Source organism: Sulfuracidifex tepidarius (assembly GCF_008326425.1).
GTDB lineage: Archaea > Thermoproteota > Thermoprotei_A > Sulfolobales > Sulfolobaceae > Sulfuracidifex > Sulfuracidifex tepidarius.
The window spans coordinates 1497084-1520946 of record NZ_AP018929.1 but is presented as its reverse complement, the minus strand read 5'-3'; the positions used below and the strand labels follow the sequence as shown (position 1 = coordinate 1520946).

Genomic DNA, 23863 nt, shown 5'->3' with positions numbered 1-23863 from the left:
TATTTTCATGATAAGGTATGGGAAATAGTATCGTAACCTTAATAAATACTACTACAAGCGATGTGACAGCTGCAGCATGGGCGCTTTTCATTCTTTCATGGGCTGCTGGATGGGCCATAAGAGGTTCTCCTATACCTATATTTAGGGTAAAGAGAACTGGACAGGATTTCATAGAAGACGCCATATTGGCAGCGTTCTGGATAGCTGTAGGATCCACAGTGTTCTCATTCATATCGTATATTGCAGGACAGATCTGAGGTGAGAAGACGGTGTTCTCTCCTTTCTTTTATCTTTATGTTGCTATGAACCTCTCTGTTTTGACATACACTATAGGGGCAATGATAATGGCATTACCTATTCCTATTCACGGCTTAAAGAAATGGGGTCCTAGATTAATAGGGGACTCTATCTACTCGGCTGTCCTGGTTAACGTCTATGGAGGGATATTGTACTTGATACAAGAGATCTCTCAGGCCTTAGGTGTAAGCTGGGCCAACTTCGGCACATGGATAGAAACAGTAATTTCCGAAGAGATTTCAATTTACACTTTTGTTAGGGCCTTCAGTGGTCTGTTCTCGTCCTTAGACCCTGCAATTGCAATTTTCTTTGCACCGCTTTCTTATGTAATTTCAATCTTAACTGGTATAATTACTGCTACTGAAACTTTTTTGGTACTAGCTTTTATAATAAACAACTACTATGGTCTTTTCATAGCCCTAGGAATAGGTCTAATGAGCATTCCTTTCAGAGTTGGAAGAGGAATAGGAGCTTCCTTGATTTCCTTCTCAATCGTATTTGAGGCAGGCTTACCTTATTTACCCAACTTCCTCCAGGGTCTTGGAATGAATCCTCTCGATATAGAGCTAGGCATGCCAACATCTGCGCAGCTAAACAACGCTTTAACTTACATGACTACCATATTGATACCGACCGCAATGACCTCTTTGCTCATAATGCCTCTAGTCTACCTTGGAATTTTATCTGGGCTTTCCATGGGATTATCGTATGCTATAGGAGGTTCTCAGAAGCTTCCGATACCCGTAGAGATATTTTAGGTGATATCTTACATGAAGTCATACGATTTTCTATCATTCCTAATGGCTTTTAATACAATTATAACTTTTTATTATGTTAAAAATTATTTTGTCTTGATCTTGGGTTTAAGTGTATCTCTAATATTATTTGCTCTTCCAAGGCTCATTTTGAGGCCTGCTGAGAGCTAGGTTGTTTCTTTTCTCTCCTGAATTCCTTCATTTCAAAAAGGGTAGTTCTCTGTCTTCCTCCCATTGTATCACTAACGTTAATTACCTATCAGAATAAAAAAAGTTTATGAGAAATTTCGAGTTCTTTGATCATACTTCCGATGTAGGAGTAAGGGCTTTCGGCGATACTCTAGAGGAAGCCTTTGAGAACTCTGCATTGGCAGTCTTTGAATTGATGACGGACACGTCGAAGGTCAAAGCGGAAAGGGAATTCAAAGTCGAGATAGATGGGTTAGACATGGAAAATTTACTATATAAGTGGATAGAGTCACTATTGGCAGAGTATGACTATTCGCTAACGTTGTTCAGCAGGTTTCAAGTTAAGATTGATCAAGATAACCTCAGACTGAATGGTGCAGCTTACGGAGAAAGATTTGATCCCAAAATTCATGAGAGGAGAACAGTTGTTAAGGCTATGACATATCATGAGCTCGAAATAAAGAGAAATGGGCGTTATATTATAACATTCGTAGTCGACATTTAACCTTTTTTTAATTTAGATTTACAAGAATTACATAAAGTTAAGCTTGAGGAAGTAGGATTCATTAAGCATTCGTGATCGCAACTAGATAAGCCTAACTTACTCCCCAATTTCCTTCCAATCTCTTTAAGGGCGTTATCTTCAGGCGTGTTAGTACTTACGATATATATATAATCTCTCGAATTATCTGGTTTAATTAAGTTTAATTCTCCTATAAATATTATTGCTAAAAAATTATCTCTTATGGAAGCAATGCGATCATCCAGTCTCTTTAGAATCAATTCTTCATTATACTTTAATTCTTTCCAGTCAAACGCTGATATTGGAAGAAATTCCTTTTCTAGTTTAGTGAATGTCTGTAGCTTAAATTCTTCATTTATGAATTGATTTATCCTTATTAATTTTTCTCTATCAACTGTGTTTAGCAATGATATAAGAACTTTTGTTGGGGCTTCTGGAGACCCTTTTTCACTGATTCCCAAGTAGGGTTCTCGAAGGGTGTCGCCAAGCCCCATAAAAAAGATTTGTTAGGGTTAAAGTTTTAAAGCTATTAGTATAACATAATTTGCCGTCGTAGCTCAGCCCGGGAGAGCGCCCGGCTGAAGACCGGGTTGTCCGGGGTTCAAGTCCCCGTGACGGCATCCTCTTAGGGAGTACCTCCTAAGACCCCCACTGCTATCCTCTTTCACTTTCTCGTATGTCTCAACTACGTCGGCTAAAGGTCCTACGTAATGATCCCTTCTCTTACCACTCAAGTCATTCTCTATCGTGCAAAGGTAATACTTCCCATTCAATTCCCTTATTCTAATATCACCAAATGTGAAAGTTTTATTACCCATTACCTTATTATTGATACGCTAGTTTAAGAGTGATGATAATTATCATATCAATACATGCGTTGAAAAGTAGTGATAAAGATTCCATATTTGCAAGAGAAATTTCATGTATACCATAATTTAGTAATATTCTTACATGATTTTTGCTGAATAGGTATTTTAATTGATATAGCTTATATTAAATAGCTTTTTAATGAATTGGCTGATAGGTAATTCATGTCTATTTAGTGTATATTAGTTTTTATAACTGTTTTCTGCTAAAATAAACCTACTCTATACTTTTTAAATTATATACAAAAATTATAGTATGGAAAATGCTGACAGGAGCACAGGGAGGTCTGATACTAAAAAGTTGAAAAGGACGTTATCATTCAAGGACTTGTTTTTTCTGTCCATCGGTGGTCAAGGTCCCTTCATCTCCCTGATAGCGTTTGGTACTGTGATGCTTTCTATAGCGGGGAAATTCGCGGTGATTTCAATGATGACTGCGACAATCATAGTCCTTTTAAATGGTTTAGTAATCTACTTTCTGTCTAGGCGATTTTCATCAGGAGGAGGTTATTACACATACGGACTTTACGGGCTCTCTCAACGTATGGGCTTCGAAACAGGTTGGATGTACGTAGTTTATTCTTTAAGTTACGGAGGTTCGCTGATGCTTGGAAGCGGGTATATTTTCAATCTTGTGACTGGTTTATCCCCATTGTATTCTATACTTATTATCATCGTAGTAGCAGGAGCCCTTGTTGTCGGAGGAGTAAACGTTTCCTCTAAGTTCGCTGAGGTATTCGCTGGAGCAGAGCTCATCATATTAGGGCTGATAGCTTTCTATTTGCTATACCTTTCTGATTTCAAGTTATACGATCCCTTCTTTTCTGCGTCATTAAATGACTTTTCTTCTATATGGCTAGGTGCATTATACGGTCTTGGAATACCTACGGGCTACGGTTCAATAACTCCTCTAACGGATGAGGTGAAGGACGCCAAAAAAACTGTAGGTAGGGTAGCAATATCAGCCATACTCACTGGGGGTCTCTTAGCAACATTCTTCTTTTATTCGCTAGATGATATAGGATTTGAGGGCAACTTAACACAATTTCTTGTACTGAAGTTCGGTCTCATGGGGGAAATTCTCATCTCATTAGTTGCCATCTCAGACGGAATTTTAGGTGGTATCTCGTTTCTCACTGCTACATCACGTGTAATTTATAACATGTCTAAAGACGGTTTCCTTCATAGGACGCTCTCCTTAGTTAGAAGAAATAAGCCTATTATATCCGAGATAAGTTCTATAATAGGAATATTTTTACTGGTTATTATTCCTACATATTTAAGCGGAATATATGAAGCATTAGGTTACGTCGGTGCAATTTCAGGTATCTTCAATTTATTCATTCATATGTCATCTAATGTTTCATTGTTAAGAATTTCTTCTAAGCGTTTCAAGCTTAGAAAGTTAGTAGAAGTGGGGATTGGAGGAATAGCAGTAATCCTGTCTACCTATCTTCTTCTGAACAGTTTATCACAAGTGCAACCTTATGTGGTTTATGCTTTTTTAGGATGGATGGTTCTGGGATTTTTCTACCTAGAGAGTCTTGATATTATAAGAAAAAGTCCAGAAGAAAAAGAATAAGTTAAAATATGAAATTATTAAGTTTTAAAAAAGATTACTTATCTAGAGATTATTAATTTGCTGTTTCGTTTAATAGTTATTAATATTTAGGATCTATTGTAAACTGCTCAATAGCTCCTTATGCTTCTGGTCTTTCCTCATTTTCAAATGCCTAAGTAAACTACCTATTGTTCCTCTCCTGTTTTTCCAACCGCAGATTGGACAGTCAGGTATCCTCTCTAACTCCTGATGTATTTTCATTGCCCTCTTGTTTTTAAACTCATTTTTACAAAAAATGCATTGCATCTAACGTCTTTAGAGAAGAACATTGATTTTACTATCTCTTATCTCATATATATACTTTTCTATAATTTATCTACCCTTAACTTTTATTTATCAATTACCTTATTCTAAAATAATTAATTAAACATCATTTCCTGATCTAGTTTTAAGGTTCGAGGTAAGATTTTGTTTAAGCAAGATCTCAACTAAAGAAAGGTATGGCATTATCAATTAGTTGGTGAGATAGTTGAAGGTCGAATTTTTAGTTAACGTAATAGATAACTTGCTGACCTATTATGGCGATAATCTTAGCAGGCAAGGAAGGAAAGATAGGAGATAAAGCAATAATAGTGGGTAATTTGGAAAGAATGAAGACTGTAACTTCACTTTTATCTAACGCAGAGTCCGTTAACGAATTCGCTGGATACTATACTTACACTGGTACCTACAGAGACCAAAAAGTCACAGTTACTTTCCATGGCATAGGAAATTCTTCATTATCTCTTATAGTTAATGACCTAGGCAGTCTAGGGGCTAAGACAATAGTTAGATTCGGTTCCGCTACTGGTATAAGCGAGAAGGCAGACGCGGGAACAGTTGTAATACCAACAGGCTACTCGTTTAACATAGGAGGCTTTGCATTGCAAGAATTAGGAGAATTAGTCAACTTCGCTGCGGTAGGTGATGTAAGTTTAATTCATGATCTTAGCGATAGACTAAACAAATCTGGTATTAAGTCAGTGACTGGTGCTATGTTTACTAGCGATTCAATCCACTCTCATGACGAGAAGATGTTCCAGAAATGGAAGTCCTTAAACCATCTTGCAATAGATCTAGAAGGTGCTGGACTGTATTTTGAGGGAGTAAGACTCGGTATCAATGTGGCTTCTGTCCATCTTATTTACAGAAACGTGGTAACGAAGAACTCGATGAACAAGGAGGATATAAGTAAATCCGAGAAGGAGATAGCTAAGGTAATTCTAGACACGATAACTAGTTAGCTTTCTAAGCATATTTCCTACGCTTTATAAGGAAGCAAGATCTTTTTTTAATATTTTTATATTTCTAGTTTTTTTCCTTCTTGTGGCAAAGAAAAGAGGGCACATGTATCCATGTCCTTTACTGGCACGATAAGGTTCATGAATATTTTAAAATAATTAGGAGGAGTAGAAAGTAGTTCTAATGAACTATGAGTACCTTAGCCTTACATTGATTTTCACTTTAATGTTAGCCTATGCTCTAACCAGGATTAAGATAAATCCTATTGTGGCATATCTTTTAGGAGGAGTTATAGGAACTTCTTTCCTTAGTATAAACTTTAATTCTTCTTACTTCTCTATCCTCACTTTCCTGGCGCTTAACTTGCTCTCGTTCGAGATAGGGGCTGGTTTCAATGTATCCAACATAGGTTCTCTAATGAGAAAATCCATCACTATAGCATTAGTAGAGCTAACTCTGATAACTACATTTTCCTATTTAGCTGGAATATACATACTTCATTTCTCACCTTTCGTTTCTACCTTCTTAGTTTTGGCTTCTTTAGATACCAGTACCTCCATTCTTTACAAACTCTTTGAAAAGAAAAACATAGACGACAAGGACGTTCTGATAGCAGTAGCATCAATAGAGGACGTGGAGGTTTTCTTTCTCTACTCTTTCTTTGTAGCATTAAATGGGTCATTTAGGCTGCTTACTGTAATATCTGTGCTAATAGAAATTATAGTAGCATCTATCCTGATTTACGGTATTGCAAAATTCTTCGTCAATCGTTTTGTGGAGAACATTATAAGGATAGACGACCAAGGTCTTACGGTTCTGATACCCGTCACCTTAGTCTTCGTGTTTGAGTTCGTCTCTACTTCCGTCGGGATACCAACTACACTTTCTATGATACTTGCTGGTATAGCGTTCTCCTCAATCTCTTCGAGCAACAAGGTGTTCAAGTTGAGTTCTCCTATACGAGATTTAGCTCTGATATTCTTCTTCCTCTCCGTTGGTGGTTATTTGAAAATATCTATATCTTTAATAGAGTTCTTTGTAATTGGTCTTTTAGTTTTGGTAATAAAGTATTTCTCATTCAGTGTTGCCTCATGGGTTACAGGATCCCCATTCAAGAGAGCGTTTGGAAACGGATTCTACATGATAGCTATAAGCGAATTCGGTATAATAGTAAGTATAGACGCAATAAGTGAGGGTCTAGATCTATATCCGATTTACTACTTATCAGTAACTGTAGTAATCATTTCGTCAATTATTGTATCAATTATTGATATTAATATAAATAAAATTGAAAATCTTATATCTTATATTTACAGCAAGTCTTACACTCTGAGACTTGTAGACTCAGCTTTCCTTTGGGTTAACAGAAACGCTATCAAAAGTTTGTCCCCAATTGCAAGGTCTAACTTGTTCAAGAGTTTCATCCTTGTTGTAGGGTACCTAATTTTGCCAATCTTTCTTTTCTCGAAGCTTAACAGCTTCATAAGTACCTTAATAGATCCGATTTTAGGCCCTTCGTTAATTGATATTTTTATGTCTAGCGTGGATTTGATCTTTGCTTTAGTTATATTTGTAGCATTTTCATTTCAAATATCAAAGATTTATTATACATTCTATAACACTATAATACTGAGTTTGATGAAAACTAAGGCAAAATGGCTGAGGGACTTTTGGAAGCTTGTTTTAAGCCCAGTATATATAGGACAGAGGTTCTACCTTTTAATTACTGGAGCTATATTTTGGACATTGGACCTAGGTAGCTCCCTGCTTTCAAACGGATTCGCCATCAGTTTAGCTCCGTTTCTATTGTTGGTCGGCTTAGCTTCGATAGTTTATTTTTCCACAGTAAAGGTACCTTACAAGATAGACTCAAGCATAATAAACAAGCCACCTTCAAAGAGGAAGGTGGTGAAGATTACTATTTACTCTATAAAGAAAAGCCGGAAAAGAGTCACGAATGAACAGATCAGAACAAAGTTTGCAAACAAAATAGAGGACGTTGTGCCTAAATTGTAAATCAAAATCTAGTTGATTAAAACTGATGAAAGTCCTGACATGGCCTGGCTTATTATAGTATTTATTGGGCTCTTCCTGACTCTCTTTTTACATATTAGTTCATGTATCTCGTCGCTTTCAAATGGTTGATCTAACCTCATTGAAAGATTGTCGCTCTTAATGATGATCTTAATCTCGATCTTACGAGACTCTAGTTTCATCATTACAAAAAACTCTATTTTACTTGAAATTAACTTAGATTTATCAATAAAATCAGGTAAATTCATCTTCTCCAATATTTTTATGAAATATTCTTTTTTTAACTTAAAATTAAGAATAATAGGTATATTTTCAGATATATTTAGCAGCAACTCCCCTAGGAAGCTCTCCTTGCTCATAGGGTGAAGAATTGTATATCTATTGCTTTCCTGAATATATAGATCAATAGCCCTTTTCATGTGCTTTAGATAATCTCGATTCCTTGACATCGATGCTAAATCCATGATTGTCTTTCCTACTCTGTAAGCATACGACATAAACAAACTTCTCAACGTATTTATTTAAATAGTTCCTTTCATGAAGTGAAGATATAACTAATGCTAAAACCTCAGAGGGATAATGTTTATTCGACAATAAACTGCCTCCCCTACCTTTTTAAAGTAATACGAAATTTGATGCTTAATATAAGTTTTTCTTTCAGGAAAATGGGCGATGAATGAGAGCTTTCAAGGTTTAACTCATATATCCAGAGGTTTATAGTAGAAATTGATAATCAATATGAAATTATAGTTTCTAAAATCATTTTAGTTCTACAAGCTATATACATCCGATGCGTAAAATATGGGTACAGTTGATCCTATGGATAGTTCTGCTTGGAATTTTAGCTCCGTTTGCAGCTACTATATCCAGCTATTTCGTTTACTCTGATTCACCTTTCCTCTCTAGTAATCTAGAGAGCGTACAAGCTAAGCAAATCGCCTTAAAATATTTCAATTTTAGTAGTAATGATACTATATATGTTATCTATAACGGTTCATATGAAAAGGGTCTAAATGAGATATATCAAAACATATATCTCTTAAGGGATGCTCATTTAATTACTCCATATAACTATATTAATAATACAATGAAAGAATATGAGAGTTATATTAGACCAATTCTTGATATTTATTGCAAAAACTTGACCTCTTTGCATGAACTTTACGTCAACCTGACTCTATTGCGTAACTATCTCTTAGAAAATACCTCACTTTTCGCAGAGGAACTAAACATAACCTACTGGGTTCCTCTTCATTTGGATCAAAGTAGTGATAAAGCAATACAGGAGTTTCTGAGTTATTTTAATTACTCTAATGGCACATTAATACAAAGAGAGAGGAACGCTTCTATTCATGTTTTCAAAGACCCATTTGTGTTATGTTTCGGTCCCTCAAATTTCACTAATATTTCTTTGATAGGAAAAGTACTTAATAATCCTAACTATAAGCTCATAATCAGAGACTTAACTGGAGTTAACATCTCATCTCTAGAGCTTAAGAATCCTAAAGAATTTGCACTCTCTCAAGTCGAGAAAAGGATTCCCCCACCTCCTGTATCTATCTCTAATTTTCATAGGAACAACTCCTGGCTTTTCCTGGTTGAGGTCCCTAACAACGAGAGTCTGGATAACGTAGAGAGATTCATGTCTTCTCTTAATGGCGCATCTGTAACTGGTCATCTACCTTTCTATGCTCAATCGGCTTATTACACTCAATCCAATATTGAAATAATCGACGTTACTACAGTAGCTCTTGTAGGAATTCTTCTGGCTCTCCTGCTGAGGGCTCTTATACCGATAGTTATTCTAGTCCTTGACGCTGGGGCTGGAGTAGTTCTATCTTACGGTCTAGTATACGCTGCGTCTTTGCTCGGCTACAAAATTTATTATATCTCTGGTCTAGTCACTCCACCAATAGTATTTGGAATATCTATAGACTATGCCATACTTTTCCTCTATAGATATTTTGAGGAACTTAGGAAAAACAATATGGAGAAGGAACCTTCTCTGAATGCCGCATTTAAAACAGCAGGTAAAGGGGCAATATTCAGCGGTATTTCAATAGTGGTCGGTTTTGCGGGATTTCTTGTATCCCCATCCTCTTTACTCGAAAACATAGGCTTGGCTTTAGTTATATCGTCACTTTCATCGGTTTTCGTCGCTGTATTTCTCACATATACGATGATTTCTATTATTCCTGTAAACAAACTCGGCTTCCCGAGGAAAGATGTCCCGAGGAGTGAGGATGCAAGGGAAGGATATCTCGAGAGAGCTGCAAACTTTTCAGTAAAGAATAGAAAAGTTGTAATTATAGGCATGTTTTTCCTCTTTGCACTTTCTTTAGGTGTGTCTCTTACGCATACCACTAACGGCAATATAGATGAGATAATACCCTCATACGCATCGTCATTGAAGGCAGAAAGTCAGTTAACGCATCTCTACAACTACAGTCTAGATTATGCGATCTTTAAGGGAAATCCGAACGCTAGCTACTCAAAAATACTCAACGTAACGAAATCCTTGGAAAGGGAAGGAGCTATAGTTTACGGTCCAGCTTCCATAGGTAATTACGTTTTGAATAAACCTACGTCTCTCACGGATTACTTTTATGCAGGAGGTTATACTCTCCTTCTAGTTTACGTTCCATATCCGGTCTTCTCTAAAGGTGCAATAAATATGACTAACTATCTCATAGGTACCGGCTGGCTGGTAGGTGGATCTAACGCTCAGAGGTTAGTAATCATCAACAATTCCGAGTTTGTATATTTTCATTTTACTTTAATATTTACTATAATAGGAATTGTAGTTTATCTTTTCCTAGTACTTGGATCTCTTTCAATTCCATTAAGACTAGCAGCGACAATAGGAATAAGCTCTCTGTTCGGCGTCGCTATGATGTACCTTGTATTTGGTTCAGTCTATTGGATAACTCCTCTGGTTGTCTTCGCTTTACTCTTCGGTCTAGGGATAGACTATGACCTTTTTATTATACTCCGTTTGATAGAGACCAAGGAGGAAGACTGGAACAAAAGGATCATCTTCTCTATTAAGAAGACCGGTTTAGTTGTGACTGCGGCTGGAATGATCTTGTCAGGCGCTTTCTTCTCTCTTACAGTATCAGATCTAAGGTTCCTTCAGGAAATAGGCTTTGCAGTAGGAGTTTCAGTTTTGTTTGATACGTTCGTTGTTAGACCTATCTTAGTCCCAGCAATCCTCAGTGTTCTGAAGAAACTCAACTGGTGGCCTAATTTGAGGCATAGAACTTAGCTATCGTGACCACTTTTTCAGCAACTTCCAGAGGATCTTTACCGAAGACATAGGTCACGGGTTCTAGTCCCTTACCCCCCCTATGAAATACTACATCGGTAGAACAGTCAAATACAGATTTTATAGCATCTGCTATTGACTCATCGTCAGCGAAGTCCTGAGGGCCTACTCTAGAGTACTTCAATTTGCTCTTCTCCACTGCACCTTCCACAGAGCTATCGTATTTTATGTCCATCACTGACCTGACATCGGAGCATACTTTCATTACTGTTATGATAACCTTGGACAGATGCCTACTTCCTCCCCACTGTGGCCTAGATGCGGCCATCGGTATTCCTCTTACGTTAGCTATTCTCCCTGGGATCGCTAAAACGTCGTTACAACTTGAAGCTCCACGTCTTGCAAACGCGATGTTGCTTAGAACTTGTGGGATGAGGGCGGAAATCAAGGGGTTTTGGAGCATCCCTAGAGCACTGTAAAGCAAACTTTCGTCATTTTCCCTGTAAAAGCTAGCACAAATGTTGCAGTCTATTGGTATATCCTTGTCTATATTCCTATGGAACTTACAGAACCTAAGGCCACTCAAGAAGATGAGCGACCTTGTAGTTACGAACGACATTGCCTCCTTTACATCTTCTCTTACTAGTATTTCAGAAAGGGAATAAAGTAGATCATCTATTTCTTTTTCCTGAATTCCCATGGATACTAGCTTTTTCCTATATGTTCTCTCATCTTCCTCTAGGTACTGTTTAACTGCAGGCTGAGTTACGCCTAATAGCGAAGCTATCTTGGTCTGGCTCATTCCTTGCTCCCTAAGTTTTTTAGCCTCGAGAACCCTAAGAGAAGGGAGTAGATGATCAGTTATCAGCGAGAGTGGTGACTTCAGCATTGGTAGAAGTTAATTCTAAGCATGATAATAACTTCTCTCTGAAGTTTTCAGCAATAGATGGAACATTTCATGAAATATTCACTGAAGAAGGAATTAAGACCTTCATCGTGGTGGGAGAAGTACAAGGAGAGCTTAACGGCAACACCATAACAATCACTGGGATAAACCTTGCGAGGCAAATTTCGGAAAATAAGGGCGAAGACGTAATGAGAATTGCAGAGTACGAACAAGCTAGGAAATCACATGCAGACGTAGTCCTCATGGACAGGAAAGTTTCCTTCGACATGACGTTTAAAGTGATCCCCCCAGAGAGATTCATTGCTGTAGTGAAAGATTTTGATCCAATAAAGAGAAGAAGCTTACAAGAGGACGTGAAAGCTCCATGGATCAAGGTGGAAAACAACACTGACAAATTAACCTCTGGTTTCTTTAGGTTATTTCCTAATTCCTGGGTGTTCATGTTTGAGACTAACGTTTATTCGGAGGACATTTTAGATATTTTAATTAGTTTAGGTAGAGTCCCGATACCTGAATCGTTGGGTTATAATTATCCTCTATTCTTAGCTGATAAACTAGTAAAATACTATAGGGATAAAGAGTATAAAGGTATAGAGCTGGAGCTATCACCTTCAAGGTATAGGGACTTCAGAGGGGAAGTTGAACATTTAAGAAGAGTAAGGAGATTTTTCTAAAATGGAAATAACTGGGAAACTTAGGGAGGTCAGAATTATAAGTAGGCCCACTGCTGACGGTAGAGGGTCTGTGTCATTTAGGTCATATGTGATAGAATTCCCTTTCTCCAGGTCAAAGTTTAATATAGGTAGATTGCTTTACGTCCCTACAATAGAGAAGGATAAATATTTACTTCTTGAGATAGCAGACTTTCAACCTTTTCATTACGGTATGATAAACTTAGATCCTACAATCCCTCTGGGCATAAGGAACGAGATTATGAAGGGCGTAGAGGAGAGCTGGAACACTGAAGATTCAACAGAGGCGTGGATAGATGTTTACGCATATCCTATAGGTTACGTTATGTCATCTTCTGGATTCACGAAGGGTTATTTACCCCCTCTTCCAGGTTCAGAAGTCAGGATACTTGGCGATGACTCCTATAGGAAGTTTGTATGTCATGAAGGAGGTCCTTCCATAGGCAAGATCTATGGAGAGGAAATGGAGCTCAACGTTGATCTTAGAAGAGCAATCAGATATCATATAGGAGTCTTTGCATTCACAGGCTCAGGTAAGTCTAACTTATCCTCTTTGCTGGTCAGGAAGATTCTTTCGAACTGTCCCGACACTAAGGTTGTAGTCTTTGATGTCTCCATGGAGTATTCAGTTCTTTTAAATGATCTCATAAGTATGTATAACTCCAGGGTGATAACTACCGATAGGGTACCCAAATCAGAACAGGAATTTAAAAGGAGATTTCTCAGAAGTCACGTATGGCCAGAGGAGATTCTAGACCTAAAGGCTAAAATGTTAGAGAACGTAGGGAAGTCCTTCAATGAAGGGAAGGTAAAGCAACTTTACGTTCCCCCTCAAGGTCACATACAGATGGCCTACGGAGATTTAGTAGAGCAGGTTAGAGCTCAGGCAGAGGATAAGTATACAGCAGTCTCGCTGAAGCCAATTTTCTATTCTATGTTAGCCTATTTAGATAAGTTTATGAGAGAGAACAAACTTACAAGAGAAGATCTCGTAGACGATAGGATATCTAGCCTTTTGGACGATGTCGAAAAGTTAGCTAAGGACTCACACGCTAGAGATAACGCTTCAATTTTCACTTTCATCTCTTCCCTTAGGTCTTACATCTCGACCGAAGTGACTGAAAGCGACGATTATGACGTCGAGAAAGCCTCAATTGAGATATTGGACAACTCACAGGGCTCTCCTAGACTTTTCGTTTTTGAACTTCCGAACCTAGATGAGGGTAGGCAGATAGTTTCGTCGTTAGTGGAGAATATCTACAGCAGGAGGAAAAGGTCTTACTCAACGGATCCAAAGGTCCTGTTTGTGATAGACGAGGCTCAGGAGTTCATACCATATGATACCAGAGCTAAAGGTAACAGCGAGACCTCTAGCGCAACAATAGAGAAATTACTTAGACACGGAAGAAAGTATTACTTGAATGCACTCATAAGCACGCAAAGGCTAGCATACCTTAATACCAACGTACTTCAACAGCTTCACACCTACTTCATTAGTACCCTTCCCAGACCTTATGACAGACAGCTTGTAGCGGAAACTTTCGGAATAAATGATTCTCTTCTTGATAGAACTCTTGATCTGGAGTCAGGTCAATGGTTGTTGGTAAGCTTTAAGGCGGCTCTCCCTCATGACGTCCCAGTGTTCTTCGAAGCTGAGAATAATTTAGATCTACTCAAAAAGAATTTAGTTTAATAATATATATGTATTTATAGAAAATAATAAAAAATACTTACTCATTATTTTTTATTATCTTGGCGAGTAGCATTTCATCTATATCTTTAAAAAATGGATTTTATAAGTTAATATGGATGACAAAGGAGGTCTTTCAATACGATTCTTATATAAAGAACCATGAGGCGAAAGTAACCAGGGTTGAGGACGGAAAGATCCTCTTTCTAGACGAGACTATATTCTATCCTGGTGGAGGAGGTTTAGAAAAGGATCATGGAAAGATAGAAGGAGCAGATGTCATAGACGTGAAGAGAGATGAAGGAAGAGAAATATTTCACGTTTTAAGTTCTCCCCTAGACGTCAAGGAAGGAGATACTGTCCGCTGTGAAATAGATTGGGAAAGGAGATACAGGATGATGAGACTCCATACAGCATCTCATGTGATGGCTGCGGTAGCCCTTTCAAAGTTCAACGCTCTAGTGACCGGAGGGAACATAACGCCAGAGCAAGCTAAGGACGATTTCTCTTTAGAATCAAAAGATCAGATAAACGAAATAGTAAGCGAAGCTAATGAAATAATAAAGAGGGGAATCAACGTGAAGGTATACTTTTTACCTAAGGAAGAAGCCATGAAGATACCTGCAATAGTGAAGCTTGCAGGGAGAAGTCCTCCAGACCTTCCTGTATGGAGGATAGTGGAAATAGAGGGCATAGATATTCAGGCAGATGGAGGGCCTCATGTAAGGAACACAGCGGAGATAGGACAGATAAAGCTACTAAAGGTTGAAAACAAGGGTAAGAACAGAAAGAGAGTTTACTACACTGTCTAAGACCACACATACTTAATGCTGGTTATAAACCTTACAGCGAAACTTGAGACTATCCCTAGAAAGTTAGTAAAGAGAAGCGTGAATGAAGAACTATTGAGATAGTTATATACAAATAGATAAATAAAGATTTCTGAGAAGGTAGTGAAATGAAGGAACTCTATTAAAAATACTATAGTTGCAAAGTATTGCACAGCTCCGCCCATGGCAGAGGATACGTGGAACTTTATTAATCTCATCGGAGTCGAAGTTCCTACTCCCATCCCCTTGAAAGTCCACCAATCGTTAAGGAAGAAATTAAATATTATTGAAATCTCGATGCCAAGGAGTAAGGCTGCAGCTATAGGGATTAACCTAGCTGAAGTTATATATACTCCCTCATTGACTATCGTGCCTAGTCCTCCGACTATCATGAACTTCAGTAGCCTTGACACATGCTACTTTTTTAATCATTCAATTTAAAAGTTTTTGGAGATATAGAGTTGATGATGTCTGCCAATTTCAGGGACTCTTCTCTAACCGAAATTCTAGCATGAGTTTCTCTCAGTCCTATGAAGCCGTTGGGTTCCCTTATATGATAACCGTAACTTTCCAACGTCTTATTTATCTCAACAGTGGGTACAGGTAATTCTACTAAAACGAAAGGCGCGTGGCTTTCGTATGTCTTAGCCTTGATTTTCCTTCTAAACTCTTCTAATAGTCTTTTAACCTCGTTTTTGCTCTTATACAAGAATTTCCTTATCTCCTTAGGGTCAACGTTGGAGAATACATAACTGGCTATGGAATTTACCCTCCATGGGGGCAAACGTACCTTCTTTCTCGAGATGGAAAATCCTATTCTAAGACCTGGGATTGATAGTGATTTCGTGAAGGACGAGATCACAGTAAGTTCTTCATATTCCTCTACCAGCCTGCGAAAGCTCTTGAGGTCACTCATATCTATGAAAGACTCGTCCAGTATTAATTCTCTTTTTGATTCAAGGAAGTCTAAAATCTCCTTTTCATCTATCGTCGATCCAGTAGGGTTCACTGGGTAACTCGTTATCACTTTGTCTCCCTTTAAATAGTAACTAAACGAGGTATCGTTCTCCTTCGCCATGTAAGAGGATCTACAGGGGTATTCTGAGTAATTGGGCTGGGGACATGAGTAATCATTAGGTAAATATGAAAGGAACTCTGAGACCCCGTTGTAAACTTCTATAAGGGAAGGATTTACGTCGAGTATTTCAGCTATGTTCTCTTTGAGGCATAAATAATCAATTTGAGGATAATATCTGTAGACTTCTTTCTTGACAGCTTCCTCCACAAGTTCCTTCACAGCTTCTGGAACTCCTAACGGGTTGAGGTTAACGCTTAGGTCCACTATTTCAGAAGGTTTCCCGTTGCGCCACGGAAAACCGCCGTGAGTCATAAACCTCTCTTCCTAAAGTAATCTATTATAACGTTTTTCTCAGCTCGTCTTAGCACTTCACTAAGCGACGATTGGCTTATGTTGAGCCTCTTGGCTAGTTCCCTCTCTGTTACCTTCCTTGGGAAATCGTAGAAACCGGAGTCGAGAGCTATCCTGAGTATTTGTTCCTGTTTCGCAGTTAACGGTTCGTTGTTAAGGATCTTCTTTACTTTTATGACCTTTACTCCCTTAGTTACGCTGAGTAAATCCTTGAGGACATGTTTGAGTTCAGAATACCCTTCAAGGATGAAAGTCCATACAACGGAATCAGCTAGCATGGATCCTGTTAGGATAGAGTATGAAGACACAATTTTTGCTATAGGTGAGTCTGTGGTCATAGTGCACAGGAAAGTCTCCTTTCCTACCTTGGAGAAAGTGTTGCATACCTTCTCAACTACAGCTTGATCACTTCTGACTTCAAGTAATATTCTGCATATCCTGTCGTTTGATTTAACATCTAGTATGATGAAATCTCCCTTCATGTTACTGTCAAAACTGAAAATGAAAGGTGTTTTAATGGTAGCATATAGTATCATTGCTCATTTCTTCCCTCTGAGGATTCTTATCCTTATTTTCAATTGGTGATCCCAATCTGGGTTTTCCGGGTTTAATTTGAAGTCTCTATACAATTAATGTAAAAGTAGATGTTTTTATATATGGATTGCTCGTATCATTATTTGCAGTGAAGGTAATTATAATCGGGGCCTCAGGACAGCTAGGAAGGGAAATCGCATCTTTAGTTCCAGGTTCTTTATTGACTTACAATTCTACTCCAATACCCTCTGGGGTGAAGCTAGATGTATCCAATGAACTTCAAGTGAGTGACTTCATTTTAAAGAACAGGCCGGACGTCATAATAAACACATCAGCCATAACTAACGTGGATAAATGTGAAGAAGACAGGGAGCTAGCGTATAAAGTCAATGCAGTCTCTGCAAAATTCATAACTAGGTCTGCATCTGTGGTTGGGGCTTATCTAGTTCATATATCTACGGATTACGTCTTTGATGGTGAGAAGGGGATGTATAAGGAAGACGACTTACCAAATCCAGTGAACTATTATGGGTTAACGAAACTCTTAGGCGAAACATACGTTCTCTCTTACGATTTATCTTTAGTGATTAGGACATCTGGAGTATTTGGTAGCAAATCTAACTTTCCAACATTCGTAATGGAGAACTTAAAGAGGGGCAATCCTGTAAAAGTGGTCAGGTCGATTTATTCCCCTATTCACGCAAAGATGTTAGCTAAGGCAATAGTAGAGATACTCCCACAGAGGAGAACAGGGATATTGAACATAGCAGGAGAAAGAATATCAAGAGAAGATTTAGCCTTGATGATAGCTAGGAAGTTAGGTGCGGAAAATTTGATTTCGGTAGTTCCAGACAGTGAAATGAAATGGAAGGCAAGAAGGCCCAGAGACTCATCTTTAGATATAAGCAGGGCAAAGTCGATCATTTCTTTCGATTTTTATGACACAGAGAAGAACCTTATGATGGGTGTCTAGGATGCCGTTTGAGTTCAAGAAAACCGAGATAGAAGGAGTGTTGTTAGTAGAAACAAGAAAGTTCGATGACAGGAGGGGATTTTTCGTGGAGCTATTTAAGGAGAATCAGATGAAAGGTATACCTAATTTCGTTCAGGGTAACATGAGCTTTTCAGTAGCAGGTGTAATAAGAGGGTTGCACTATCAGATCAATCCGTTTCCTCAGGGGAAGCTGGTCACAGTAGCTAATGGGAGAATTTTGGACGTAGCCGTAGACATAAGGAGAAGCTCCCCCACTTTCGGTAAGTTCGTCAAAGCTGAGCTTACCCCTGGGAGAATGTTATGGATACCCCCGGGTTTCGCTCACGGTTTTCAAGCTATGGAGGACTCTGTTGTGATTTACTTCATTACACATTCTACATACTCTCCTCAACATGAAAGGTGCATAAACTGGAACGATGAGGAAATAGGTATAGATTGGCCACTGAAGAACTGGATATTAAGCGATAAAGATGCTCTTTGTCCAAAGCTATCCTCTGCCGAAATCAACTTCATCTGAACAGTGATTTCATGAAGGCTAGAGATCTGTTCAACCTGGCCAATGACCTTCTTAACGAGGGGATAATGGAGGACTCCTGCGAGATCTTCTTTAGATCAGCAGTAGAGGCAGTAAAGGTCATAGGCGAGAGAATAGGCGCTTCCATATTGGACGATATTAAGGAAAAGGGAACTTGGGAGGTTCAAGATTTGTTTAAAGTAATTCTAGAGGCCGAAGAGAGGGGGATACATGTGAGAAGATATTGGAACTCAGCTATGGTTATCCTTAACTGCGACGGTACTCCAGCGCTCACCCAAGAGCTATCCAAAGACGTGCTCAAATTGATAGAGATCTCTGAGGAGCTATCAAAGAAGGGAAGTACTTGAAGGTGAGAAAATAATCTAGTCTTATTAGTAATTTATTACGAAAAGTAGATCCCAAATTTATCCTTTTTAAAAGAGAGGAGAAGGGAAAATTTCTACCTTCCGACGATGAATTCTTATATTAGGAAATCTTTAAACCACCCTGAGGCTATCAACTCACTTAATGCAGTTCTCCTGAGGTTAACGTAGTTAGATACTTCATTACAATGACAAGGTTCATCCTTTCCAAGGACTTCTACGGCGTACCAGTATTCCACTGGGTCGTAATACGATATCTCATCCTTCGAAACGCTCTCCACAAGAGGGCTAATGCTCATAGGATTTGTATCTATTTCCATTATGTCTTTAACCAAGTGAGAAGGAATCCTCTTAGAAATTCCCATGTTCATGACCCCCGTCATTGCCCTACTATAAGTAGATAGTGAGCTCGAAATCATCAACGAAGCGGACAAGATATACTCGTTCAGGGTAAGCATGTTATCCTCATGGGACTTAACTATGTCTATTCCCCCTGTTCTAACTAGTGTTTTTCCGTCCCAAAAGAAGAATCCTATACCTACATCTAAGTCTGGGGCTACCGAAATAGCTTTCCTTGTGTATGCCCTAACCGAACCAGAACGGGAAAGTCTAAAGAAAAGGTAGTCCCTCTCCAGGCCTTTCGCTTTCCTTCCCATAAACGTGAATTCCTTCATTCCCTCGTCCTTCTCAGTTTCGTTTAAGAACAGAGCTGAAAAGAAGGTCAGCTTACCGCCTTCTATTTCCACGTCAGTAATTGGATTTCCCTCTCTGAAAGTATCAATCTTAACTTGTGATAAGAGCAAGTAGATAGATTTCAGGTTATGGACATTGTAGGGCTCCCTTTCCTCTCCCTTTATTAAGAACGGTCTGGATTCAGGTATATTGAAAATTCCCCCAGATACGGTCTCTAAAACTATGGAAAAGAAAGACCCTCCTACCTTTAGGAGAGGGAAAATGTGCACGTTGTTGTTTACCTTTAATTTCTCCAGCGCGCTGGAAGATCTTCTCTCCTTTTGTTTAGCTTTCTCCTTCCTCTCCTCTTTCCTTTCCCTCCTTCTTGGGTTCAACATCTCCATCATTTTAGCTGTGTCTAGATCTCTTGCTATTTCTAGATCAGAGAGGTCACTAGACAATCTCTCCTTCAAGTCGTCTATTACCTCATATATTACCTTATGTAAAGTAGTAGGAAGGAAATCTTTCCTTATCCTAGCTACGTTTTCTCCCTCAAGGAGATAAATGCTAAATGAATACTTGCTGTCCTTTACAAGGATCATTATTTCCTTGGAAGTTTTCAGAGGCACCATAGAACTCTCATTGGCATGTTCGATCAAGTATGACAAGAGAGTAAAGGGATCTTGAACCACTTCACTTATTTGGCTTAAGCGTATTTAATTGTATCCGATGTAACACCATGGAACTTGACGATGTAGTAAGGCTAGCTAAAGCAGGAAGGATGTTCTCTGCAATGAATTTCTTAAAGGACTTTGTAATAAATAACGAATCTTCGATAAATACTAATGAGAAAGTATGTGAAGATATAGTGAAGATGATAAAAAGATTCCCATCTCTCAATGAGAGCTGGGAGGTGTTCGTGGGTAACATAGATGTTAACGAGGTACTAAGGTTAGTCGAAGTAGTTAGACTTTGTCTGAAATAGGAAAAAACGACTTTTTATACTTGTCAAATTAAACACCTATTAGAGCCGCGGTAGTATAGTCCGGTCAAGCATGTCGTGGCATGCACCGAGAGTATGCGGGCCTCTCGAGCCCATGACCCGGGTTCAAATCCCGGCCGCGGCACCATTTTTCGCTTGAATTGAAAGAAAGTTACATTTTTTTATCTTAATGGGGGTTCAAAGGGGGCGGAAGACCCCTTCCGTCAGGGAGGGGATGGATAGCCCCTTTATAAAGTTTAAATATGAAAAAATTCGCGTCTATATTAATGACAGTGATCGACGGAGTAAGCGTCACCGAGACGCCTTGGTTAAAGCGAGGGTCGATGTGGTACGCTTCTGCTCCAATCATTAGTACTCCGGGCACGTGAGATGTTCGCAAGATCGGGGTTGGAACGACCCTTAGGGCCTGTGGAGCTCCGCCCTCTACCGGTACTTCGGTACTGGCAAGGTGGAGCTGGGAAGCAGGAAGCCTTGTCCGTGAGGGCGGGGTGAGTTCACAAAGATAAGGTATTTACAACGAAGAAGGATATTTTTGCAACACTTTCGCCATTTAATAATACTCTGTCCTATCAAAGTAAAGGTTGACGTAAACAAACTTGATAATGAGCAAAAATAAGCATATTGAGAAGGCTATAGAAAAAATGGACTTAGCTATCTCGTATTACGATTACTCTCGAATTAGTTCAATCGGATTTTGGATAGATCTATAAATTTTCATGTAACAAGATTGGCGTGGACTACGGCAAAGCAAACGCTGTCAATGTTTCTATGATCCTCATGAGCATATCAATGTTGATTTATAATAATTCTTATCTTAATGTTTTCATTATAGCAGGTAATCTAATTATCTTAATAATTGCAGGATTTTTTCTATTTACAAGACTTAACATGCCTAACTCATGGTTGCTAATTGATATAGAATTTTTCTTTTCTCTATTTGAGATTTTCTATTTTAGGTATAGCGTTATAATTAGCAAGATTATTAATCCACTTTACTATCAAGAATTTTTCTTAATTACTTTATTATTGTTCATAATACTCTTTGTCTCTATTTTCCTGCTCTCAAGGATCTATGATAGGGTTCCAGAGTTCACTTTGATATATTTGATAGTAGTCTCTTTACTCTTCTCTTCGTTTGCACGTTTAGGTACTGATGAAGAGATGATAGACTATTACTCAGCACATGTTTTCCTTGAAGGCATGAACCCTTATGTTACATCTACTACAGCGTCGGTATATTCCCACTTCCCTTTCTTTAGCCCAGTACTTTATGGTACCCCCTTAACTACTAGAGGAGTAGTTACTAGTCTGGGATACCCAGCCCTCGCATTTCTCATACAGATTCCATCTAATTTATTTCATTTCAACCCGAATTATGTAAATACATTCTTCTATTTTGCCTTTATCATTGCATTATACATTTCTTTGAATAAGAGAGGAGTTAAAGATCTATTTCCCTTCTTAGCGTTACCGATTCTAATTAACACGAATTACCTCTACTTCTCAGAGGGGGGAGTTACGGACATAATCTGGACTTTCTTTACTTTTCTCTCGCTTCAGTCGAGTCACGATAGTTGGAAAGGAGTATTTTACGGTTTAGCTTTGTCGTTAAAACAGATTCCGCTAGTTTTATTGCCTTTTTATCTTTATCACTTGAAGAAGGAGAGACATAATGTAATTGAGTTCCTTGTTTATTCTCTGATTACCTTTTTTGTATTCAACCTTTACTTTATAGTAAAATCTCCCCTCTATTACTTTAGCGATATCATATCCCCTGAAACCAAGAATCTCCTGCTCATAAGTGATGGTATATCACAGATTTCAGCTGGAAATCTTTTCTTTCTTTTTAAGCCGTTCTTCGATGTAGCTATGGTTATAATATTCATAAGTGAGTTTTATTTATTTGTAAAAGAATATGATTTCTTTAAGGACAGTTGGGTAGGGTTTCCCTTCTTTATCTTTTTATTTAACTATAGATCTCTTTGGAACTACCTCGTGTATTGGCCTTTCCTCTTCTTCGGCCTGAACGTCAAAGGTGGAAGAGCTAACATGGTAAGGGTGACCAAAGTGGTTAGTACAGTTTTCTTGCTTCTAATTTCCTTCGCAGTTTTGTTTCATTACAGCTTTCTATCATATGACAATGCTATTCATGTGAAAGTCATTCACGTTAGGGAAGAAGAGGGGGTAGTCAAGTGCATTTTAGCAAATGTATCCTTTGTGAACGACCCAGACGGGTTGAAGGAAATAAAACCGCTATTCAGGATCTTCCCTTACAATGGTATGTTTTCATTAAATGGTCTATTGTGGAAATCTAACTCTACCTCCCTTACTAAGGGAGAATGGGAAATTGTCAAAATTACGCCTTATCTGGAAAATGAAGATTTTCCAGTTCAGCAGTTCGAGATAAATGCGTACTATGGAAATCTGTTAGGTTATACGGTTGTCAATATTTAGTAATTCAGAATTTTTATTACTTTAATATAATCTGTTTTTCCTTATTTTATATTAAGATAATATAAATTATAATTATATTAAATTAACTAAAGAAATGTAACAATAATTTTTAGAAAGCAGTACTATTGTAGAATGATAAAGAAGAGTGCTCTTATTCAAAATAAACTAAGAATAGTATTTTCATAAGCGTCTTAGACACATAAAAAACGAGCTATCGTGAGAAGACGCTAGAAAGAGTAAGGCCTTTCATTTTTATCACTTTTAGTTAATGGAACAACTTATTAGAAACCTCCTTCATGGACTCATTATTTCCAAGAGTTGAGATCAACACAACGTTAACTCCGATCCTCCTGTATGTCTCTATTTCTTCTAGCAGGTTTCTCTCTTCAACGAAAGGCTGAGATATCTCTTTGATAAAAGCGGAATTTGCCTCAGTTTTCACTATGACATAAGGTATGGCTTTTCTGATAACTTCGTTTCCTATTTTCGTCACGTTCTCAGTTGTCGCCCTGAGTAAAAAGAAGAAATTAGCTTCTTTAGCCTTCAAAGCTCTTTTCTTCATTTCATCTATATCCTTGTTAAAGCTTAGCATTAAGCCAGAGGAAACTCCGTACTCCTTGGATATCTTAATGGCTTCCTCTGAGGCCAAGTATCCAGTTTCCCTTCCGAACCTAGGAGGATCTCCGTGGGTGAAAGCTATAGCTAAGTTGAATGTGCGAGCGGTGATTGACAGTGACCTAACGAATAACTCATTCACGTCAGCCAGCCTCTGGTTAATTATGATATCCTTCTCCTCTTTACTTACTATTCTAGCGATACTCCCAATCGAGACTGGCATCATGGAAGGCTCTCCCATGGGCGAGTCTGGTATATCTATTCCGTCGAATGAGTTGAGTATGTCCTCCAACTGAGCTTTTAATTTCTCAAGCTTCTTTTTTGGATGTATCTCAGCTAAAATTTTCATCAGGGTTACTCCTTGTTGAGGGTAAT

The 23863-nt window shown here is 38.3% G+C and carries 24 protein-coding genes, 2 tRNA genes and 1 pseudogene; 18 read left to right on the top strand and 9 right to left on the bottom strand.

The features are described 5' to 3' along the window. Positions 1 to 17: 17 nt before the first annotated feature. The 3 genes from cedA1 (at position 18) to IC007_RS07640 (ending at position 1746) form a co-directional block, all read left to right on the top strand. Positions 18 to 257, top strand: coding sequence for a DNA import protein CedA1 (gene cedA1, locus IC007_RS07650; protein WP_054844971.1), 240 nt, complete (start codon positions 18 to 20; stop codon positions 255 to 257). 12 nt (positions 258 to 269) lie between these two features. After that, complete coding sequence (gene cedA, locus IC007_RS07645; RefSeq protein ID WP_149528580.1) at positions 270 to 1055, top strand: DNA import protein CedA; 786 nt, start codon at positions 270 to 272, stop codon at positions 1053 to 1055. A 274-nt stretch (positions 1056 to 1329) separates the two neighbouring features. Then, positions 1330 to 1746, top strand: a complete 417-nt coding sequence (locus IC007_RS07640; protein WP_054844974.1) for an archease — start codon at positions 1330 to 1332, stop codon at positions 1744 to 1746. On the opposite strand, the gene IC007_RS07635 is transcribed toward IC007_RS07640, so the two are convergent. Further along, positions 1743 to 2258 carry a zinc metalloprotease gene (locus IC007_RS07635; protein ID WP_149528579.1) on the bottom strand — a complete coding sequence of 172 codons (516 nt, stop codon included), beginning with the start codon at positions 2256 to 2258 and terminating at the stop codon, positions 1743 to 1745. The genes IC007_RS07640 and IC007_RS07635 overlap by 4 nt on opposite strands. 52 nt (positions 2259 to 2310) lie before the next feature. On the opposite strand from IC007_RS07635, the gene IC007_RS07630 reads away from it, so the two are divergent. Continuing rightward, positions 2311 to 2384, top strand: a tRNA-Phe gene (locus IC007_RS07630). A gap of 75 nt (positions 2385 to 2459) precedes the next feature. Here the strand turns inward: IC007_RS07630 and IC007_RS07625 are convergent. Then, positions 2460 to 2582, bottom strand: a pseudogene (locus tag IC007_RS07625) (putative integrase); the annotation flags it as partial. Positions 2583 to 2886: 304 nt separating this feature from the next. Between IC007_RS07625 and IC007_RS07620 the strand changes: the two are divergent. From IC007_RS07620 to IC007_RS07610, 3 genes are all read left to right on the top strand, one after another. Further along, positions 2887 to 4212 carry an APC family permease gene (locus IC007_RS07620; protein ID WP_054844975.1) on the top strand — a complete coding sequence of 442 codons (1326 nt, stop codon included), beginning with the start codon at positions 2887 to 2889 and terminating at the stop codon, positions 4210 to 4212. Positions 4213 to 4769: 557 nt separating this feature from the next. Beyond that, positions 4770 to 5474: a phosphorylase family protein gene (locus tag IC007_RS07615; protein ID WP_149528578.1), complete on the top strand. Its 705-nt coding sequence runs from the start codon at positions 4770 to 4772 to the stop codon at positions 5472 to 5474. Between the two features lie 181 nt (positions 5475 to 5655). Then, the gene (locus IC007_RS07610; protein WP_054844978.1) at positions 5656 to 7488 is read left to right on the top strand and encodes a cation:proton antiporter; all 1833 of its coding nucleotides are present in this window, start codon (positions 5656 to 5658) and stop codon (positions 7486 to 7488) included. 8 nt (positions 7489 to 7496) lie between these two features. Here IC007_RS07610 and IC007_RS07605 read toward each other — a convergent pair whose 3' ends face one another. Continuing rightward, a complete protein-coding gene (locus tag IC007_RS07605; protein ID WP_149528577.1) occupies positions 7497 to 7970 on the bottom strand; it encodes a hypothetical protein in 474 nt (157 codons plus the stop codon). 326 nt (positions 7971 to 8296) lie between these two features. Here IC007_RS07605 and IC007_RS07600 point away from each other — a divergent pair, with 326 nt between their 5' ends. Then, entirely contained in the window at positions 8297 to 10771 is a 2475-nt protein-coding gene (locus IC007_RS07600) for an MMPL family transporter (RefSeq protein ID WP_054844980.1), read from the top strand. On the opposite strand, the gene IC007_RS07595 is transcribed toward IC007_RS07600, so the two are convergent. Further along, entirely contained in the window at positions 10749 to 11660 is a 912-nt protein-coding gene (locus tag IC007_RS07595; protein WP_054844981.1) for a thiamine-phosphate synthase family protein, read from the bottom strand. The genes IC007_RS07600 and IC007_RS07595 overlap by 23 nt on opposite strands. Here IC007_RS07595 and IC007_RS07590 point away from each other — a divergent pair. From IC007_RS07590 to alaXM, 3 genes are all read left to right on the top strand, one after another. Beyond that, a complete protein-coding gene (locus IC007_RS07590) occupies positions 11660 to 12352 on the top strand; it encodes a DNA double-strand break repair nuclease NurA (RefSeq protein WP_054844982.1) in 693 nt (230 codons plus the stop codon). The genes IC007_RS07595 and IC007_RS07590 overlap by 1 nt on opposite strands. Before the next feature lies 1 nt (position 12353). Next, positions 12354 to 14063 (top strand): ATP-binding protein, encoded by a 1710-nt coding sequence (locus tag IC007_RS07585; RefSeq protein ID WP_149528576.1) that lies wholly within the window; start codon positions 12354 to 12356, stop codon positions 14061 to 14063. Positions 14064 to 14179: 116 nt separating this feature from the next. Continuing rightward, positions 14180 to 14872, top strand: a complete 693-nt coding sequence (gene alaXM, locus IC007_RS07580; protein WP_054844983.1) for an alanyl-tRNA editing protein AlaXM — start codon at positions 14180 to 14182, stop codon at positions 14870 to 14872. Here alaXM and IC007_RS07575 read toward each other — a convergent pair. The 3 genes from IC007_RS07575 to IC007_RS07565 are packed head-to-tail and all read right to left on the bottom strand — an operon-like array spanning position 14869 to position 16801. Beyond that, positions 14869 to 15303, bottom strand: coding sequence for a GtrA family protein (locus tag IC007_RS07575; protein WP_232048872.1), 435 nt, complete (start codon positions 15301 to 15303; stop codon positions 14869 to 14871). The genes alaXM and IC007_RS07575 overlap by 4 nt on opposite strands. A gap of 11 nt (positions 15304 to 15314) precedes the next feature. After that, complete coding sequence (locus IC007_RS07570; RefSeq protein WP_054844984.1) at positions 15315 to 16280, bottom strand: aminotransferase class I/II-fold pyridoxal phosphate-dependent enzyme; 966 nt, start codon at positions 16278 to 16280, stop codon at positions 15315 to 15317. Continuing rightward, the gene (locus tag IC007_RS07565) at positions 16277 to 16801 is read right to left on the bottom strand and encodes a helix-turn-helix domain-containing protein (protein WP_054844985.1); all 525 of its coding nucleotides are present in this window, start codon (positions 16799 to 16801) and stop codon (positions 16277 to 16279) included. Before IC007_RS07565 ends, IC007_RS07570 begins: the two co-directional genes overlap by 4 nt. A 200-nt stretch (positions 16802 to 17001) precedes the next feature. On the opposite strand from IC007_RS07565, the gene IC007_RS07560 reads away from it, so the two are divergent. Genes IC007_RS07560 through IC007_RS07550 form a run of 3 tightly spaced genes read left to right on the top strand, consistent with a single transcriptional unit; the run spans position 17002 to position 18729 of the window. Further along, positions 17002 to 17826: an SDR family oxidoreductase gene (locus IC007_RS07560; RefSeq protein WP_054844986.1), complete on the top strand. Its 825-nt coding sequence runs from the start codon at positions 17002 to 17004 to the stop codon at positions 17824 to 17826. A gap of 1 nt (position 17827) precedes the next feature. Next, entirely contained in the window at positions 17828 to 18364 is a 537-nt protein-coding gene (gene rfbC, locus IC007_RS07555; protein ID WP_054844987.1) for a dTDP-4-dehydrorhamnose 3,5-epimerase, read from the top strand. An 11-nt stretch (positions 18365 to 18375) separates the two neighbouring features. Continuing rightward, positions 18376 to 18729, top strand: a complete 354-nt coding sequence (locus IC007_RS07550; protein WP_149528575.1) for a PaREP1 family protein — start codon at positions 18376 to 18378, stop codon at positions 18727 to 18729. Between the two features lie 113 nt (positions 18730 to 18842). Here IC007_RS07550 and IC007_RS07545 read toward each other — a convergent pair whose 3' ends face one another. Further along, complete coding sequence (locus IC007_RS07545; RefSeq protein WP_149528574.1) at positions 18843 to 20048, bottom strand: hypothetical protein; 1206 nt, start codon at positions 20046 to 20048, stop codon at positions 18843 to 18845. A gap of 107 nt (positions 20049 to 20155) precedes the next feature. On the opposite strand from IC007_RS07545, the gene IC007_RS07540 reads away from it, so the two are divergent. From IC007_RS07540 to IC007_RS07525, 4 genes are all read left to right on the top strand, one after another. Beyond that, positions 20156 to 20401 (top strand): hypothetical protein, encoded by a 246-nt coding sequence (locus IC007_RS07540; RefSeq protein ID WP_054844990.1) that lies wholly within the window; start codon positions 20156 to 20158, stop codon positions 20399 to 20401. 44 nt (positions 20402 to 20445) lie between these two features. After that, positions 20446 to 20546 (top strand) — tRNA-Glu (locus IC007_RS07535). A gap of 242 nt (positions 20547 to 20788) precedes the next feature. Then, complete coding sequence (locus tag IC007_RS14080) at positions 20789 to 20911, top strand: hypothetical protein (protein WP_256202471.1); 123 nt, start codon at positions 20789 to 20791, stop codon at positions 20909 to 20911. Positions 20912 to 21151: 240 nt separating this feature from the next. After that, on the top strand, positions 21152 to 22873 hold the full coding sequence (locus IC007_RS07525; protein ID WP_149528573.1) for a hypothetical protein: 1722 nt from the start codon (positions 21152 to 21154) through the stop codon (positions 22871 to 22873). Positions 22874 to 23138: 265 nt separating this feature from the next. Here the strand turns inward: IC007_RS07525 and IC007_RS07520 are convergent, their stop codons facing one another. Further along, positions 23139 to 23837 carry a hypothetical protein gene (locus IC007_RS07520; protein ID WP_054844992.1) on the bottom strand — a complete coding sequence of 233 codons (699 nt, stop codon included), beginning with the start codon at positions 23835 to 23837 and terminating at the stop codon, positions 23139 to 23141. Between the last annotated feature and the right edge of the window lie 26 nt (positions 23838 to 23863).